12 protein-coding genes are annotated in these 15,842 nt (G+C 70.9%); 9 read left to right on the top strand and 3 right to left on the bottom strand.

Annotation, left to right across the window (positions count from 1 at the left end; genetic code table 11):
* Positions 1-53: 53 nt before the first annotated feature.
* Both AB0M92_RS29525 and AB0M92_RS29520 read left to right on the top strand, forming a co-directional pair.
* Entirely contained in the window at positions 54-221 is a 168-nt protein-coding gene (locus AB0M92_RS29525) for a hypothetical protein (RefSeq protein WP_366105359.1), read from the top strand.
* Complete coding sequence (locus AB0M92_RS29520) at positions 218-448, top strand: hypothetical protein (RefSeq protein ID WP_366105358.1); 231 nt, start codon at positions 218-220, stop codon at positions 446-448. The genes AB0M92_RS29525 and AB0M92_RS29520 overlap by 4 nt, the downstream gene beginning before the upstream one ends.
* A gap of 244 nt (positions 449-692) precedes the next feature.
* Here AB0M92_RS29520 and AB0M92_RS29515 read toward each other — a convergent pair whose 3' ends face one another.
* Positions 693-1,388, bottom strand: coding sequence for an excalibur calcium-binding domain-containing protein (locus AB0M92_RS29515; RefSeq protein ID WP_366105357.1), 696 nt, complete (start codon positions 1,386-1,388; stop codon positions 693-695).
* Between the two features lie 368 nt (positions 1,389-1,756).
* On the opposite strand from AB0M92_RS29515, the gene AB0M92_RS29510 reads away from it, so the two are divergent.
* Both AB0M92_RS29510 and AB0M92_RS29505 read left to right on the top strand, forming a co-directional pair.
* Complete coding sequence (locus AB0M92_RS29510) at positions 1,757-2,959, top strand: serpin family protein (protein ID WP_366105356.1); 1,203 nt, start codon at positions 1,757-1,759, stop codon at positions 2,957-2,959.
* A gap of 749 nt (positions 2,960-3,708) precedes the next feature.
* Entirely contained in the window at positions 3,709-4,017 is a 309-nt protein-coding gene (locus AB0M92_RS29505) for a hypothetical protein (protein ID WP_366105355.1), read from the top strand.
* Positions 4,018-4,278: 261 nt separating this feature from the next.
* Here AB0M92_RS29505 and AB0M92_RS29500 read toward each other — a convergent pair whose 3' ends face one another.
* Complete coding sequence (locus AB0M92_RS29500; protein WP_366105354.1) at positions 4,279-4,782, bottom strand: hypothetical protein; 504 nt, start codon at positions 4,780-4,782, stop codon at positions 4,279-4,281.
* A gap of 491 nt (positions 4,783-5,273) precedes the next feature.
* Here AB0M92_RS29500 and AB0M92_RS29495 point away from each other — a divergent pair, with 491 nt between their 5' ends.
* From AB0M92_RS29495 to AB0M92_RS29480, 4 genes are all read left to right on the top strand, one after another.
* Entirely contained in the window at positions 5,274-5,972 is a 699-nt protein-coding gene (locus AB0M92_RS29495) for a hypothetical protein (protein WP_366105353.1), read from the top strand.
* Positions 5,973-7,313, top strand: a complete 1,341-nt coding sequence (locus AB0M92_RS29490) for a hypothetical protein (protein ID WP_366105351.1) — start codon at positions 5,973-5,975, stop codon at positions 7,311-7,313.
* Positions 7,310-7,975 (top strand): FkbM family methyltransferase, encoded by a 666-nt coding sequence (locus AB0M92_RS29485; RefSeq protein ID WP_366105350.1) that lies wholly within the window; start codon positions 7,310-7,312, stop codon positions 7,973-7,975. Before AB0M92_RS29490 ends, AB0M92_RS29485 begins: the two co-directional genes overlap by 4 nt.
* Positions 7,976-8,346: 371 nt before the next feature.
* Positions 8,347-11,091: a LuxR family transcriptional regulator gene (locus AB0M92_RS29480; RefSeq protein ID WP_366105397.1), complete on the top strand. Its 2,745-nt coding sequence runs from the start codon at positions 8,347-8,349 to the stop codon at positions 11,089-11,091.
* A 71-nt stretch (positions 11,092-11,162) separates the two neighbouring features.
* On the opposite strand, the gene AB0M92_RS29475 is transcribed toward AB0M92_RS29480, so the two are convergent.
* Complete coding sequence (locus tag AB0M92_RS29475) at positions 11,163-13,676, bottom strand: DUF6185 family protein (protein WP_366105349.1); 2,514 nt, start codon at positions 13,674-13,676, stop codon at positions 11,163-11,165.
* 332 nt (positions 13,677-14,008) lie between these two features.
* Here AB0M92_RS29475 and AB0M92_RS29470 point away from each other — a divergent pair, with 332 nt between their 5' ends.
* The gene (locus AB0M92_RS29470) at positions 14,009-15,583 is read left to right on the top strand and encodes an alpha/beta hydrolase (RefSeq protein ID WP_366105348.1); all 1,575 of its coding nucleotides are present in this window, start codon (positions 14,009-14,011) and stop codon (positions 15,581-15,583) included.
* Positions 15,584-15,842: the final 259 nt, after the last annotated feature.

Raw genomic sequence — 15,842 nt, 5'->3', positions numbered from 1 at the left:
CCGCTACCTAGCGTCAATGGGGTTGGGATCCAGAAGTGGCACGGAGGCCCCTGATGAGCACACCCACCGACGGCCCGGAACCTGCCCGGGAGAGCCCCGTGCAGCCGGATTTCGGCGCGCCCTCCCCCGAGTTGCAGGCCCCCGCGGACCGGGGCCCCGCCCGCCATCTCGGCGACCAGGACGAGGAGCGGGAGAGCGTCACGGATGGAGGCGCGGCATGAAGAAGGGCGCCGGCCTCGGCTTTGGACACGAAGACCATCCGCTGCTGGGCCGGCGGGTCCGCGACCTCGCCTCCGGCACCGAGGGCGAGCTGATGGCCGTCGTCGTCGAAGAGATCGCCACCCACTCCGGTCGGCGCTGGACCCGACGCGCGTACATCCGGCCCGAGTCCGGCGGCCGGGAACTGCCCACCTCGGTCGGCAACATCGAACCCCTCGTGACGGAATGAACCAGCACGAGCCGGAGGATCGGGGGGCGTCGGGGTGACGGCTCGGATTCCGTCGCTGGCGTCGGATCGGGTCACCCGATCGAGGTCCTCCAGCGCGCCGGCTCCTCGCACCCGCCCGATTCGACCGCCTGCCGGTACGCCTCCTTCCAGCTGCTGCCGGCTGCCGCCCGGTCGGACTCCGGATGCACCGCAGGGGCGAGGGGACCTGGAGGGCGGTGCGGGAGACCCGGCGGGACTGGGGCGATCACTCACATGCCACTCCATCACCGTCGTGGTCGAGGTGTGGGCCGTACCCGGGATCTCCTCGGTGCACCGGGGCGGCGCCCGCCGCCCGCGCGGCCGCACAGTTCTTGTAGTGGGCGCTGCTGCCGGACGTCGTCGAAGACGAGCCGCTGGAAGTCGACGAGGCGCCGGAGGCGGAACGCTCGGTGGTTGACGCAGTGTCGCGTGCGAAGGAGCGCGGCTTGTCGGAGGTGGTCTCGCCTGACCTGTCGGCCGGGGCAGCGGGAGCGGGAGTGGGTGCGGCCGCCGGTGCGGCCGGCCGGGCTGTAGCCGTGGCTGTGGCTGTGGCCTTGGCTGTGGTGGGGGACGGCGTGGGTGTCGAAGGAGGGGTGGCGGCCTGGCTCGGCAGCGGGGAGGGGGTCACAAAGGCGGTGACGGTGGCGGTCGCCGTCGGCGCCGCCGTTGGCTTCGCATCGTCCCGCGGCTGCTTTGCCTGCGGGTCCGCCGCGACCAGGACCATGAACCAGACAGAGGCCGCGATCACGGTCATGACCTTGGCGGTCTTCCCCCACCGGGCCATGAAGGCGAGCGCGGCCGCGACCGGAGGCAGCACGAGGCCCACGGCGATGACGACAGGCACCGCCCACCCGGGGTGCCAGCGACGGCCCCCGGCCTGGGACGAGGTGGAAGGCGGCGGCTGGGCCGGCAACTGGTACATCGAGCTCCTGAGAACGGGGCAGCACACAACAAGAGACGAGAGGCAGGGCCTGGTGCGGCGCAAATCCGGGGCCCAGGACGGACACTGCGGACCGCGCCCTGCTCAGGTAACCGAGACAGCGGCAAGGCGTTACGGCCCGCACCCAACTCGCCGCGGCCCACGCCGAAGGCATGCACGAGCGACCAGACTTCGCCCTCCCCTCCCCTCCCCTCAGCCTCAAGCCGCAGGTGCGCCCCGCCCACAGGCCGGGGCGCAGAGGGTTGGATGCGACCGCTTCCGTACCGGCCCGGCTCCTGGGGCGGGTGGCTGCAACACTGAACGCAGCTACGACTGGGCGCGTCCCAAGCGCGCTTGACGACGGGGGACGAATGGCAGTCGCTACGACGACGGTCCGCGCGGTGAACGGGTTGTCCGCGCGGTGGGCGGGTGCCCTGGAAGGCGGCACTGCGTACTCGGCAGCGGGGGTGTGGCCGCTTCTGGCCTACCTGGCCGACGGGGCCAAAGGCGCGGCGCGGGCCGAGCTGGCCGAGGCTCTCGGGCTCCCTGCCTCGCAAGCAGCCCACGCGGCGGGCGAGTTGCTCGCCGCGATGGGTGCCATGCGGGGACTGAAGACGGCTCTGGGGCTGTGGACGAAGCGCACGCTGGAGCTGAGGGAGGAGTGGGAGGCGGGCCTGCCGGCCGCCGCCCACGGAGTGCTCACCGGGGAGCCTGTGGCCGACCACCAGGCGCTGGACGCTTGGGCTGTGAAGCGGACCGGTGGGCTGATCGACCGTATGCCGGTCACGCTGACCGAGGACACGCAGATGGTGCTGGCGAGCGCGCTGACCATGCGCACGCAGTGGCTGAGCCCCTTCCGCGAGGTGGAATTGGAGACTGCGTACGAGCCCTGGGCCACCAAGCCGCGGCTGGGCCTGTGGCGCTCCAGTACGTTGCTGGACCGGGTGGGGGTGGCGAACACACCTGGCGGATACGTCACCGAGCTGAAGGTGTTGGGGAACAATGCCCTGGACGTACACCTGCTCCTCGGCGATGAGGGCATGAGGCCGGGGCAAGTGCTGGGAGCCGGAGTCGACATCCTCGCCGGCCGATGCCCGGTCGTCCCGGGACCGCGGCTGCCCTACGGGAATGTGGGCCCCGGCCTGCGGGTGGGGAAGATGAGCTGCATGCGGCCCGAGCCACCGTCGCTGGAGGTGACGACAGCGGCGTACGAGATGGAGGCGAGCCACGATCTGCTCGTGCTGCACCGCCTGTTCGGACTCACGACCGCACGGGACACCTCGCGCGGGCACTTCCCCGGCATCAGCGACTTCCCGCTCGCCATCAGGTCGGCCGAGCAGAAGACCATGGCGAAGTTCGGCGCGTTGGGTTTCGAGGCCGCCGCGGCGACAGCGTTCGGCGCGCTCGCCGGGAGCATGCCCGACCTCCGCTACGTGACCACCAGGATCAGCGCCGCCTTCGATCGCCCCTTCGGCTTCCTCGCCCTGCATCGCCACACGCGGCTCGTGCTGACGGCGGGCTGGGTCACGGATCCGTTGCCGATCCCCGAGAACCTCTGGGATGACGAGCCATAGGCGGGACGAAGCGCACACACCGCCCGCGCAGTATGGCCAAGCCCCTCCACCTCAAACACGTCGGTCCAGGACTTCAAGCCGCTCCGGGGCCATGGCCGGATCCGTCGTCATGTCCTCGGCCCTCCGATCCCGCCTCAAGAGAAAGCCCTCTTCTGCCCGACCCGGAGCCGTGGGCGATGCCACGTCTGTCGCGGAGGTCGCCGGCGTGCTCGACGTCCATCTCGCCGTAGGGGCGCAGCCACCACGGTCGTCCGTCACCAGCTTGCCGAACTGCCGCGGGCTCAGCCCCGTGAACCGGGTGTCCCGCTCCGCGCACCCCGGTGACTACTGACCCGCCGTAAGAGTGCCCGAGCGGGGCGGGGATCGGCAGCAGAGCGCCTTCGCCCGGGCTCCAAGGCCCAGATCCGGTCCAGATTCCAGGCACGTCCTCCAGGCCGTCGGTCAGCGGGCCCCGGAAGGGCTTCGCGTCCACCTGGCCGGTGGCGCCCACGGATCGACCGCCTCCCGCGCCGGCGCCGCAGCGGCGGCCGCAGCGTCCGCAACGGCTCCCGCCTTCCCGGGCTCAGGCGCGCACCCGGCAGAACGCGCGCCGACCCTGGCCGGGATGAGGTAGTGCGGTGCCGGCTAAAGGTGGGGCCGCGGACGGCAGTCAAATGACTGATGCCACCCGTGTGACCGCGATGGCACGGTGGAGTTGCTCCGCGGGCGAGGCTCCGGAGCCGTGTACACGACGAAGGAGATTTCTGTTCATGAAGCGCATCACACGGGCATCGGCAGCCCTTCTGCTGGCGGGAGCCGCGGCCACCGGAGCGCTGACCGCGAGCACCGGGACGGCCTACGCGGCGGCCAACGCGTCGTACGTCAACGACCTGGTGCGGATCTACGACACGGGCGAAAGCGCCGCCAACTGGAACGGGTGCAACAAGGAGAAGTACGTGGGTAACGCGGGCCTCGACCGCGTGCACCCCCGAGATGCCCAGGAGTACTACTACTGCGCACCGGGGTACTTCGGCAACGGCGTCCAGCGGGTGAACCTCTGGCTCAGGCACCGGGCCTGACCTTCCTGTGCCGAGGAAGCCGGGATCGACTGCTTGCGGAGTCGATCCCGGCCGGTGAGGCCAAAGGTGGTTGGCCGACTCTTCGAACAGCGGTACCGGGCAGCGGGCATCGGGTAGCGGGTAGCGGGTAGCCAGTTCGCTGGCATGTTGCCGGACGAACTCATTCAGTGCTCGGCCCGGCTCCCGCAGCACCGGGTCGAGGTCCTGGTCGTTGTACGGAGCAGTCCTGAAGAATCGTCGGCCAGGACCAGGTGCGGGTCATCAAGCCTGAACTGTCGAGTGGCGCCCCCACCGGCGGCCAGCACCAGCGAGGCCGCCGGCATGGTCACGGGTACGGACCTCGTAGATGAGGCCGGCCGCCGCGTGCGACGTCCACAGCCAGACATTCGCCCACCGGCCGCGTGGTCGTACGCTCGCCGGCGTCGGCGCAGCCGTGCCCGCGTTGCCGCACCCCGCCCGGGCAGTCGGCTTGATCGAGGCCCCGGGTGGCGGGGCGCGTACGTCCGCAAGCCGCGGCATCCCGCGCTCCTGTGTGTGCCCTCGCGCGCCCCCTCCCCGCGCCCAGTACAGCTTCTTCACCGCGGTCCGCAGCGTGTTCTTCCAGGGGACCACGGGCGGATCGCCCCAGTAGCTCTGCCGCAGGACCAGTGTGACCGTGTCACCGTCGCGGCCCACGCCCCACAGATGGTTGGAGCCGGGGCGCTCCGAAGCGTTGGAGTCGTAGGTGCACATCCCCTGGAGGGTGGCGCCTTCCTCCACGTCCACCGTGTCGTGGTCGCAGTAGGTCGCGGTGACGCCGGGCGGCTGCGGGGCCGGGTCGAGCAGTCGGCGTAGTCCTGGCGGGCCTTGGCCGCGAACGCGATGGCCTCGGCTTCCGTGGCGAACACCGCGGTCTTCTGCTGGCCGAACGCGGTCTCCGCAGTGGTGAAGTGCCGGTGCCGGACGTTCACCAGGGCCGGGTCCGTCGGCCGGGCAGACGTACTCGTCGCTCCCACCACGACGAGTCCGGCGCAGCGAACGCAGAGTCCACGGCCGCGGTTGGCCCTTTGGGGGCGCAAGTGGACCTCCGCTGCGCGCGTCGACCCGGCACCTCCCCCACCTGGCATATGCCGCTGTGCTACGGGTGGAGTGCAAGCATTTCCGCAAGGCAGAAAGGCACGCGCGTGGCTCTTGTCGGAGAAGGGAACCAAAGGCCGGCCCCTCCATCACTGCGAACGGTCGGCATCGCCCGACGAGTTGACGCCCTGTTCCGGGCGATGTCGGCGGACCTCCTGCTCCGCGAACAGTTCGTCACGGACCCTGCGCAGATCCTGTCCGAGTACGTGGGCGGCAGCAGGCTCTCTCCGCAGGAAGCCTCGGTCTTCAACCAGCTGATCTACTCGGTGGCCTCGGATGCGGAGGTGCTGGCATGGCTGCGGGGCTACGTCGTCGAGCGCCGCGACACCCCGGTGTCCCGGGACCGGTTCGTGGTGGACCTGGGCCGAGCGGTGGCGGAGCGGAAGTCGGCCCATGTCGTCATCGCGCTGCTCAGGTTCGCCCTGGAGGGGAAAGACCTGTCCGGCGCCGTAGATGAAGCCCTGGTGCAGATCGTCGACGACTGCGGGATCTTCGGTGGCGAGCGGGCGTCCGGTACGGAGACGAGCACGGGTACCGCCTTCGGCACGGAGAAGAGCGGCACCCACATCAGCACCGGCCCCCTCGCCTCCGGCACCGAGACGAGCACCGGTACCGCCTTCGGCACCGAGAAGAGCGGCACCCACATCAGCACCCGCCCCCTCGCCTCCGGCACCGAGACGAGCACCGGTACCCAGTTCGGCACCCAGGTCAGCGGCACGCAAGTCAGCAGCGCCGTGAGTCTCTTCGACGGTCACTACGTCCCGGCTCTGGAGGCTCTCGTCGAGTACTCCGTCCGCCTGCGCGACCGCGGGGTGCTGGAAAGCGTCGGGGGTCAGTAGATGGAGGACAACGCCGCCCCGGACGCGAGCCTCCCACCACCCGCCGACCTCCAGCCCGCCCCCGGCCCCGGCCCTGACCTCGGCCCCGACCGGCGCGAGGCGCGCCGGGACCTCGCGACGACCCTCGCGCGGCACGGCCGAAGCGACGAGTGCATCGCCCTGTGGCGCACCGACGCGGCCTACGACGCCGAGGACCTCGCCTGGCTGGAACACCAGTCCTGGCTGGCCCTGCTCGAACAAGACCTCCCGGTCGCCGGCGAGTACGCGCGGATCCATGCGGCGGTCCGCCTGGGCAGCGCCTGGTACCCACGGTCCGCCCCGCCTCCCCGCCCGGACGCCCCGGACGCCCCGGACGTCCACCTCACGGTTGCGAAGCTGCGCCACGACATCGACCAGTTCCGCTATCTGCACCAGCGCGGCCTCCTCGGCAACGAGTTCATCGACATCATCCGCAGCTACGAGGAGACGGCCTCCCACCTGGAGTCGGCCGGTGCGGACGGGCCCGTGGCGCCTGCCGCCCCGGCGTGGCGCGACATCGAGCCCGTGTACGGCCGACTCGTCCACGTACGGGACACACCCCGCGTACGGCGCGCCCTGTCCGACGCGTGGAGGCCCCAGGAGGTGGAGAACCAGTACCTGGACCAGCCGCCCGGCGTCGTGGTCATCGACGACTTCCTGGCTCCCGATGCGCTCGACGAACTCCAGCGCTTCTGCCTGGAGTCGACCGTGTGGACGGGAAACCGCTACGCGCACGGGCGACTCGGCGCCTTCTTCCGGGACGGGTTCAACTGCCCGTTGCTCCTCCAGGTCGCCGAGGAGGTCCGGGACGCCCTGCCCCGGGTGATCGGCAAGCGCTACCCGCTCCGCCAGCTGTGGGCGTTCAAGAACCAGAGCGACTTCCCCGCAGACTCCAACACGCACGCGGATTTCGCCGCAGTCAACCTGAATTTCTGGATCACCCCGACCGAAGCCAACCTGGACGAGGAGTCGGGCGGACTCGTCGTCTACGGCGTCGACGCCCCGCTCGACTGGGACTTCGCCACGTACAACAACCGTGCCGACGTCATCAGGCCCTATCTGCGGGAGCAGCACGCAAAGTCCTTCAAGATCCCCTATCGCCAGAACCGCGCCATTCTCTTCAACTCGGACCTGTTCCACGGCACGGACGGCCTGTCCTTCAGGCCGGGGTACGAGAACCGGCGCATCAACATCACGATGCTCTACGGCGAGCGGGAGAACGACACCCACCACCGGCAGCCCTCCCCGGCAACGTCACACAACGGCGCGCCCGCGGCCTGGCGTTCCGGGGCGTTCGGCCGCGCGCGCGGGTATCGGCCGTGACCTCCCAGTACAGCCAGGACGAATTCGTCGTCGAGGTCCTCGGAGGGATGCGGGAGGGGTTCTTCCTGGACTCCGGGGCCTCGGACGGTCTGCAAGCGAGCAACACCCGCCTGCTTGAGCAGTCCTTCGGCTGGACGGGCATCTGCATCGAGCCGAACACGGAGTTCTTCGCCCGCCTCGTGGAGAACCGCCGGTGCATCTGCGTGAACTGCTGCCTCTACGACCGGGAAGGCCATGTCGATTTCTTGGAAGCCGGGACGGTCGGGGGAATCCTCCACGAATACGACCCCTCCCTCCTGCGGTGCGCGAAGGGTCTGCTGCGGGTCGCAGAAGGCAGCGCCCCTCCCACGGTACGCAGGACCGCGCGTACCGTCGGCTCGGTCCTCGACGCTTGCGGGGCTCCGCCCGTCATCGACTACTGGAGCCTCGACACCGAGGGGTCGGAACTGGCCATCCTGTCGAGTTTCCCGTTCGACCGGTATTCCTTCCGCGTACTGACGATCGAGCACAACTGGCTGCCGGTCCGCTCCCGCATCAGGACGTTCCTGGAGGGACGCGGATACCGGTGGGTGCGGGAGGCCGGATGTGACGACTGCTACGTCCGGCACGACGTCACCCACCGCCCGCACTGGCGGAGCAGCGCATGGAGGCGGGCCGGCTGACTCGGCGCAGGCGCGAGCGAGCGGCATCGGCGGTGCGGCGGGCGCAGTAGTAGAAGCGGCTGCGAGGGTCCCACATCCTGCCCGAAGCGTCGGTAGAAGTTCCCCCATGCGCCGCCGAAGCTGGGGGACCAGGCCGGTCACGCCCGCCGCCGACGGTGGCGTCCGGGGGCGATCGCGCTGCGCGAGACGGTGTACCAGCCCGTCGGCAACAGCCCCGGACAGCAGCTTGACGCCCCGTCGGGCCACGACCGCCGACGGCCGTGTGACGCGACCACGCCCGTGCATTTACCCTCTTGATCATGCAGTCCGGCCGACGTCGCCGTGGCCGCGGTGATCAGAGCAGAGGAACGGTGGAGTTGAGCGCTCGGTCGATGATCGGTCGTGACGGCGAGCGAGAGGTGCTGTCCGCCCTCGTGGCAGCCCCCGAGGGCCAGGCCCTCGTCCTGCGAGGCGAATCGGGAGTGGGCAAGAGCGCACTCCTCGACCACCTCGCGGCCTCGGCGGCGCAGCGGCACCGGGTCATCAGGGCAACGGGCGTCGAGGCCGAGTCGCAGTTGCCCTTCGCCGGTCTGCACCAGTTCCTCCATCCGCTCCTCTCCTTCGTCGACGAACTCGACGAGGCCCACCGGAACGCATTCGACGCCGTGTTCGGCAGGAGCGAAGGCGCTCCGCCCTCGGTCATGACGCTCGGCATCGCCGTTCTCGACCTGCTTTCGCTCGTGACATCGCGGCAGCCCCTTCTGCTGATCCTCGACGACGGCCAGTGGCTGGACGCCTCCAGCACCGAAGTGTGCGGGTTCGTCGCACGTCGGCTCGCGGGCAGTTCGATGAAGCTCGTCGTCGGACTGCGCTCGGACGTACGCTCCGGATTCGATTCAGCCGCGCTGCCCGAGCTCGCGGTGACCGCCCTCTCCGAGAAGGCCTCCGGGGAACTGCTGGACCTGAGCCACCCCGCTCTCGCCCCGCGCATCCGGCAACTCGTCCTGGACGAGGCCCAGGGCAATCCGCTGGCCCTGCTTGAGCTCCCGCCGCACGTGAGGGCCGGACGCGCGGGACGCCCTCCGCAGGAGCTGTTCGGGTACACGGGCGTCCAGCTGCCGCTGCGCCTGCAGCACGTGTACGGAACGCGCATCGCGTCCCTCGGTGACGCCGTACGGGCAGAGCTGCTGCGCGGAGCCCTGGACGGCGTGGGAGCCGGGACGACGACCGGGCTCCCCCAGGGCACGCGCTACCGCATGCGGGACGTCGACGAGGCCGCGGACCGCGGCCTGCTGGACCACGACCCGGTCAGTGGCGATGTCGTCTTCCGGCACCCCCTGGTGCGCTCGACGGTCGTCCAGATGGCGACCCCCAATGCGCGGCGCGCGGCTCACGCGACCCTCGCCCGGGTGCACCGGGACGATGTGGAACGGCACGCCACCCATCTGGCAGCGGCCACCGTCGACCCCGATGCGAAGGCCTCGGCAGCGTTGGAGGCGGCGGCGGAGTCCGCGACCCGAAGAGGCGGGGCGGTGACCGCCGTGGCCTGGCTGACCCGCGCCGCCGAACTGAGCGAGACCGCGCAGGAGCGGACCAGGCTGCTCAGCGACGCGGCCTTCGTGGCAGGCCACGCCGGACTCCTCGACCGGGCGCGCACCCTCGTTCGCACCGGTACCGCCTCCGGCACCCACGGGTCCACCGCCTCCGTGATCACCTCGGCCTACGCCGCGCTGTACGAGGAGGGGGACGTCCGCGCCGCACACCGCCAGGTCCTGTCGGCGATGCAAGAGCTGCGCGAGGCCGGGGAGGAAGCCCCCGTGGACGAGCGGGACGAGGTACCGGCCCGGCTGGTGAACCTGCTGCTGGCCATCAGCCAGTACGCCGGCGACGAGGCCCTGTGGCGGCGTACGCACGAACTGCTTCGCTCCCTGGAGGGCAGGGTCCCCGAGAACTCCCTCATCTACGAGGACACGTGGAGCGACGTGGTGCGTCGCGGCGCCGGCGCACGCGAACGGCTGGAGCAGACCTTCAGCGCGCTGTGCGACCTCGACCCGTGGGACCTCACCCGGCTCTCCGTCTCCGCCTACCACCTGGACGTGCTCAGCCGGTTCCGGCCCCACCTGCAGCGCACCGTGGACCGCGAGGTGGAGACGGGCGCCGCGGCGACCGGCATGACCATGCTGCACCTGATCATGCTCGACCAGATCTCGGCCGGCGAATGGCAGGAGGCCCAGCGGACCGGGCAGCGCTGCCTGGAGCTGACGACGTCACTCGGGTACGCCTTGTTCGCCCATCAGACGCGCGGCTATCTGGGGCTGTTGGCGGCGCTGCGCGGCGAGACCGAACGAGCCCGCGAGCTGCAGGCCGGGGTGGATGCCTGGGCACGTCCGCGCGGGGTGGGGTTCCTCACGCAGATCGCCGACGCCGTCGGTGCCGGCGCCGCGCTCGGGGAAGGCGACCACGAGGCCGCCTACCTGTACGCGATCGGCATCACGCCGCCCGGGACCTTCGCGCCCTGTATCCATCAGGCATCGCGTACTCTGCTCGACCTCGTCGAGGCGGCCTTGCACACCGGCCGCTCGGAGCAAGCGCGCAGGCACGCCCTCGCCGCCGAGGAAGCCGGCCTGGCGGACGTCTCCCCGCGGCTGGCCCTGTTGACGTACGGCGCCCTGGCGATGACTGCCCCGGACTCCGCGCAGGCGGATGCCCTGTACCTCCGCGCGACGACGCACCCGGACGCCGCCCGCTTCCCGTTCGAGCTCGCCCGCATCCGCCTCGCCCACGGCGTCCGGCTGCGGCACGCGCAAGGATGGAAGGCGGCCCGACCGGCGCTGTCGGCGGCCGCGGAGGGGTTCGAACGGCTGGGTGCCCCCACCTGGACCGAGCGGGCCAGGGCCGAGCTGCGCGCGTGCGGGCGGGCAGCAGCCGTGAGCGCGGCCGAACTGCCCGCGCTGACCTGGCAGGAGCGCCGGATAGCGGACCTCGCGGCCGGCGGGCTGACGAACAAGGAGATCGGCGTGCGGATGCACCTGTCACCGCGGACGGTCAGCTCCCACCTCTACCGGGTCTTCCCCAAGCTGGGCATCACCTCCAGGGCAGCGCTGCGCGACGCCCTGGGCAGGGTTCCGGGGCAGTAGGCCGGGGGCGGCGCACTCCGGTGGGCGGCGGTGCGGCCGCCGCCGTGGTGACGGCGGCGTGCGGAGAGCCGCTACCGGAGGGAAGGAGGTGCGGTCGGCCCTCCTTCTTTGAACGCCTTCCAGATCGTGGCCAGCGCTACGAGCTGCGCCAGGCAGAACGCCACCGAGGCGAAGCGCATCTGGTAGACGTACAGGACGAGGCCGGCGTTGGACGGCCAGTAGCGCCGTTCGCTCTGGAAGGTCTGAAGGTCCATGACCAGGCCGGTGCAGGTCATCACGGACGCGAAGGCGGCGATGGCTGCGATCGTGCCCTGCATGGCGGCGCCGGTGATCTGGGCGATGAGCTGGTGGAAGCCGACCGGGACGGCGAGGGCGACGGACACGTAGACGGCCTTCGTCGGCCCGTGCCGGCCTGGAAGATCACGCCACAACCCGCCCAGGAAGAAGCCTCCGCCCACCCAGGTCACGTGCCAGTAGATGACGTCGAGGACCGCCTGGAGGAACCCCGTGGGGTTCTCCGCCATCACGCCCCAGGAGTCGCCGCGGACGAAGTCGATCCAGTACATCAGCCCGGTGGCGGGGAGGCCGATGACGCAGGCGATGAGCGCGCACCGGCAGGCGTTGCCCCACCACGTGGCCATGGGGCCGATGGCGAACGGCAGGTCGATGGGTCTGACCCCTTCCGGCAGGCACTGGTCCAGCTGGTCGATCTCCCGTTCGACGGCTTCCTGTGAAGCGGACTGTTCGGCCGCCGATCCGGAACCGGGGTGGTGCAGCCGGGCCTGCAACTCCCGGTAGTGGCGCGCCAGGCGCATCCATTGCGACCGGTCGGTCCGTGAAATGACCTTGCCCAGCGGGGAATTGCCTTCGGTCGGCTGTTCCAGCACGGACTTCGACTGCCCCATGGCCAGCAGGGCCCACGCCGCGGCGATGGCCAGGATCAGCGTCGTGATGTAACCGGAGAATCCGAAATACCATGCGAAATTGGGCACCACGACGATGGCGAAGAAGATCACGAACACGGATTTCTCCGCCGCGTTGGGCGTGAAGGAATCGGCCTCGTGCTGTTCGGCCCTGCACACCCGCAAGGCCCCCACCAGGGCCAACGGCGTCAGGAAGAGGGCGATGTCCACCAGCGCGGGCAGCGCGTCCGCCGAGAACCACCACCACCACGTGTCGTAGGTCGTGACCCACGGCGAGCCGGAGGGGGCCGGCACGGCCTCGTTGAGCCAGGACCTGCGCTCCCAGCTGCGGTCCAGGGAGACGAACGCCCAGAGCATGGCCATGGCCGTCGCACCGGCCGCGACCCCCACCTGCGCCCATTGCGACAGACCCCTGCCGCCCAGGATCAGGAGGCGCTGACCACTGGCGACCATGCCCAGGCAGCACAGGAAGACCGGCAGGGAGTCGAGCAGCACCGTCAGCCCCAGACCGGTACCGCCGATCTGGACGTCACTGGTGGGGAGCAGCCCGGAACGGGACATCTCGGCTGCTACGCACAGGAAGGCCGTGCTGGCGGCGAGTGCGCACACGACGACGAGCAGCCATCTCTTCAGGCGCCCGAAGAAGCACAGGACGAGTCCGATGAACAGCACCGAAAACAGGTCGACCGTCGGCTCGTACTCGCCCTTCCACCCGATCTGCCCATCAAGGAGCCGGTAGAGGTCGTCGCCCATGTACGCAACCAGGGTGATCAGCGCCAGGATCAGGGACCACCCGTACAGCCCCCTCAGCGCCTCCTTCTCCGCCGGAAGAGGCCGGCGCCCCATGCCCCGGCGCAAACGCCTGCCGGCGACGAAGGCGAGCAGGGCGGTCGCGACCCCCGAGAACGCCCCTGATGCGCCGGAGACGCCCAGGGTTTGCCAGGCATCCCCGTCGGTCTGGGTCAAGGCCGCCCACTGTTGCGCCGCAGGTGGTCGGAATGCGACGTCGGGTACGCCGGGGACGGCGATCTGCGTCCTGTTGTGCCAGGTCAGTTCCGTGCGGTCCCCACCGAACGTCGGCGGCGGCCATGCTGACATGGCCGCGGGCCCGCCCAGCCGTACGCGTACGTTCTCCCACGTCGCCTTGGCCAGGCTCGGGGGAGCTCTCAGCCGGATCTCCCACTCGTCCTCGCCTGCGGTCAGGGTCCACAGGCCCACGTCGTAGGTGCCGAGTCCCTGGACCCAGTTGACGGCCTCGTAGTGGACGGCGACCCATGCGCCGGAGAGCTTCACCGAAAGCGGTTTCAACCGCCATTCGCTGTCCTCGTACGGCTCCCCGCGCAGGTACGCCTGGACGGTGGCCCCCTTTCCCAAGAGGCAGCGCAGCGCGTCGCGGTAGAGGGGTGCGTGTGTGTCGAGGAGCAGGTCGGGGGTCCGCTCCCAGCCGGCCGGGATCTTGATGTCCGCGACGCTGGTGAGCACGCTGGTGCCCTGGCCGCGGTGGACGAACTCCGCCGACGTGGTGACCTTCGCACCGGCGAGCCGGTCGGGCTCGCAGGAGTGGCCCCGAGGGGGATCTGCGGCGTACACGGGGCTCAGGGTGAGCAGGGACAGGAGCACCACGAGTACGAAGAGCAGCATGTGAGGCCTGAGGTGGAGCACCCCTCCAGGATCATCCCCGGTGACCCCGCATCGCCCCCGGCAGCGCGGCTACGCGCGCCCAGGTTCACCTTCTCGGGCGAGTGCGGGGCGGCTGCTGGTGATCCGGCGGATGCCGCGTGGGAACGGACGGCAGGTGTGCGGCGGGGACCGCCTCAGCGCAGCCTCGCCGACGGTCTCCTCCCGGAGGAGGAGGCCGGACCGGGACGCAGGTCCCTGACCCGGCGTGGACAGGACCAGGGTCCTCGTGCCCTCGGGTGATGTGCGCTACCAGTGCGGGTTCCTAGCCTCGGGGCATGCGATCACACGAAGCGGACGATGCTCAAGGAGACCCCGTGACCACTGTCAGCCCCGCCGCACGCCGCGCCTTGGCCGTGGGTCTCACCCTCGCCGCCTGCCTCACGTCCTCCCCCGTCCTTGCCACGGCCGCCGAGACCCCCGCCGCCCGGGACGGCGCCGGGGCCGGACTGGACCGGTACTACCGCCAGCACCTCGGCTGGGGCAGTTGCGTCAAGGGCGCCGACGACACCACGGGCCGCGATCTGGACCGGGCAGGCGTGCAGTGCGCCGACGTGACCGTGCCCCTGGACTACGCCGACCCCCGGGGGCGCACGATCACCGTGGCGATCTCCCGGCTCAAGGCCACCGACACCCGCCACCGGATCGGCGCGATCCTCCTCAACAACGGCGGTCCGGGCGGCCCCGCGCTCCAGTCCCCGCCGCAGGCCCGTGCGTCGATGAAGGAGGTCGGCGCACGCTACGACATCATCGGCTTCGACCCGCGCTTCATCGGGCGCAGCACCGCGCTGGACTGCGGCTTGCCCGTGGGCATGACCTGGTTGTCCGCCGGCACCGGCCGGGCGGGCTTCGACCGCCAGGTCGCCCTGCAGAAGAGCCTGGCCGACAAGTGCCGGGCCACGGACTCCGCGGTGCTCCCCCACATCACCACCCGCAACACGGCCCGCGACATGGACGTCATCCGCGGCACGCTCGGTGAACGGAAGATCTCCTTCCTGGGCTACTCGTACGGCACCTACCTGGGCACGGTCTACACGCAGATGTTCCCCGGCCGCCACGACCGGATGGTGCTGGACGGGGCGATCAACCCGAGCGACTACCGCCCCCGGCTGCTGAAGGGCACCGAGCGCGAGAACGAGAAGGCGCTGTCCGACTGGGCCGCCTGGGCCGCGGAGCACCACGACGCCTACGGCCTCGGCCGCAGCCGCGCCGAGGTGCTCGCCGCCGTCGACCGCATCGTCGCGGCGGCCGCGCGCGGTCCGCTGACCATCGGCGTCGGCGCCGATGCCTTCCGGATCGACGACAGCCAGGTGCCGCTCCTCCTCTTCGCGGGCATCGCGGACGACACCGCCCCGGCGCGGGCGTCGTTCGGCGAGCTGGTTTCCGTACTGGCCGAGGCCGCGGAGGGCCGGCCGACGACGGTGCCGCCGACGCTCGTACCGGAGCTCCGGTACGTGCTGCGCGGTGAGGGCGAGCCCACCGGGGCGCAGTCCGCCGTCATCTGCGGGGACGTGGCCGCCGCGCGCGATCCCGAGCTCTACTGGCGGGACATCGAGCGCAACCGCATCGCGCACCCGCTGTTCGGCGCCCTGACCAACAACATCAACCCGTGCGCCTTCTGGGACGCGCCGCGCGAAGAGCCCACCCGGGTGCGGCGCGATGCCCCTGCACTGATCGTCGCCGCCACCGGTGACCCGCGTACGACGTACAAGGGAAGCGTCGAGCTGCACAAGCAGCTGCCGAGCTCCAGGCTGGTCACCCTTGAGGGCGCCAACCGGCACGCCCTCTTCGGGCGCTACGGCAACGCGTGCGTGGACGACCAGGTCAACCGGTACCTGGCCACCGGCAAACTGCCGGCGAAGGACCGGACCTGCGTCAAGCAGGCAGGGTAGCCCCGCGGTTCAGGCTCCGAGTGCGGAGTGCGCGGGCCGGCAGCGTTCTGCGGTTGTTCGCCGGGGCCGGGGCCGGAGCCGGGGCCCGGGCCGTATCAGGAACCCACGCCTGGCAGGCGGCATTCGTGGGGGCGGATCGGTGGCGGGCACGGCATGACACTCGCGGCCGTGCCTGCGCTGACCGGGTTCCACGCGTCCCGCCCGAGGGAAGTGTTCAGCCGCAGTCCCACATGAACCGGCCTTCAAGGTGATCGATGCT

It is taken from the genome of Streptomyces sp. NPDC051582 (assembly GCF_040681715.1).
In the GTDB taxonomy this organism is placed as follows: Bacteria; Actinomycetota; Actinomycetes; order Streptomycetales; family Streptomycetaceae; genus Streptomyces.
The sequence above is the reverse complement of the archived record's forward strand: the minus strand, read 5'-3'. Positions and strand labels throughout refer to the sequence as shown.

What these genes read in the sequence shown, in the direction of transcription:
- AB0M92_RS29515 (WP_366105357.1), bottom strand. Translation starts at nt 1,388, where the DNA reads ATGTACCAGTTGCCGGCCCAGCCGCCGCCTTCCACCTCGTCCCAGGCC.
- AB0M92_RS29495 (WP_366105353.1), top strand. Translation starts at nt 5,274, where the DNA reads ATGTCGGCGGACCTCCTGCTCCGCGAACAGTTCGTCACGGACCCTGCG.
- AB0M92_RS29480 (WP_366105397.1), top strand. Translation starts at nt 8,347, where the DNA reads ATGATCGGTCGTGACGGCGAGCGAGAGGTGCTGTCCGCCCTCGTGGCA.
- AB0M92_RS29520 (WP_366105358.1), top strand. Translation starts at nt 218, where the DNA reads ATGAAGAAGGGCGCCGGCCTCGGCTTTGGACACGAAGACCATCCGCTG.
- AB0M92_RS29525 (WP_366105359.1), top strand. Translation starts at nt 54, where the DNA reads ATGAGCACACCCACCGACGGCCCGGAACCTGCCCGGGAGAGCCCCGTG.
- AB0M92_RS29510 (WP_366105356.1), top strand. Translation starts at nt 1,757, where the DNA reads ATGGCAGTCGCTACGACGACGGTCCGCGCGGTGAACGGGTTGTCCGCG.
- AB0M92_RS29505 (WP_366105355.1), top strand. Translation starts at nt 3,709, where the DNA reads ATGAAGCGCATCACACGGGCATCGGCAGCCCTTCTGCTGGCGGGAGCC.
- AB0M92_RS29490 (WP_366105351.1), top strand. Translation starts at nt 5,973, where the DNA reads ATGGAGGACAACGCCGCCCCGGACGCGAGCCTCCCACCACCCGCCGAC.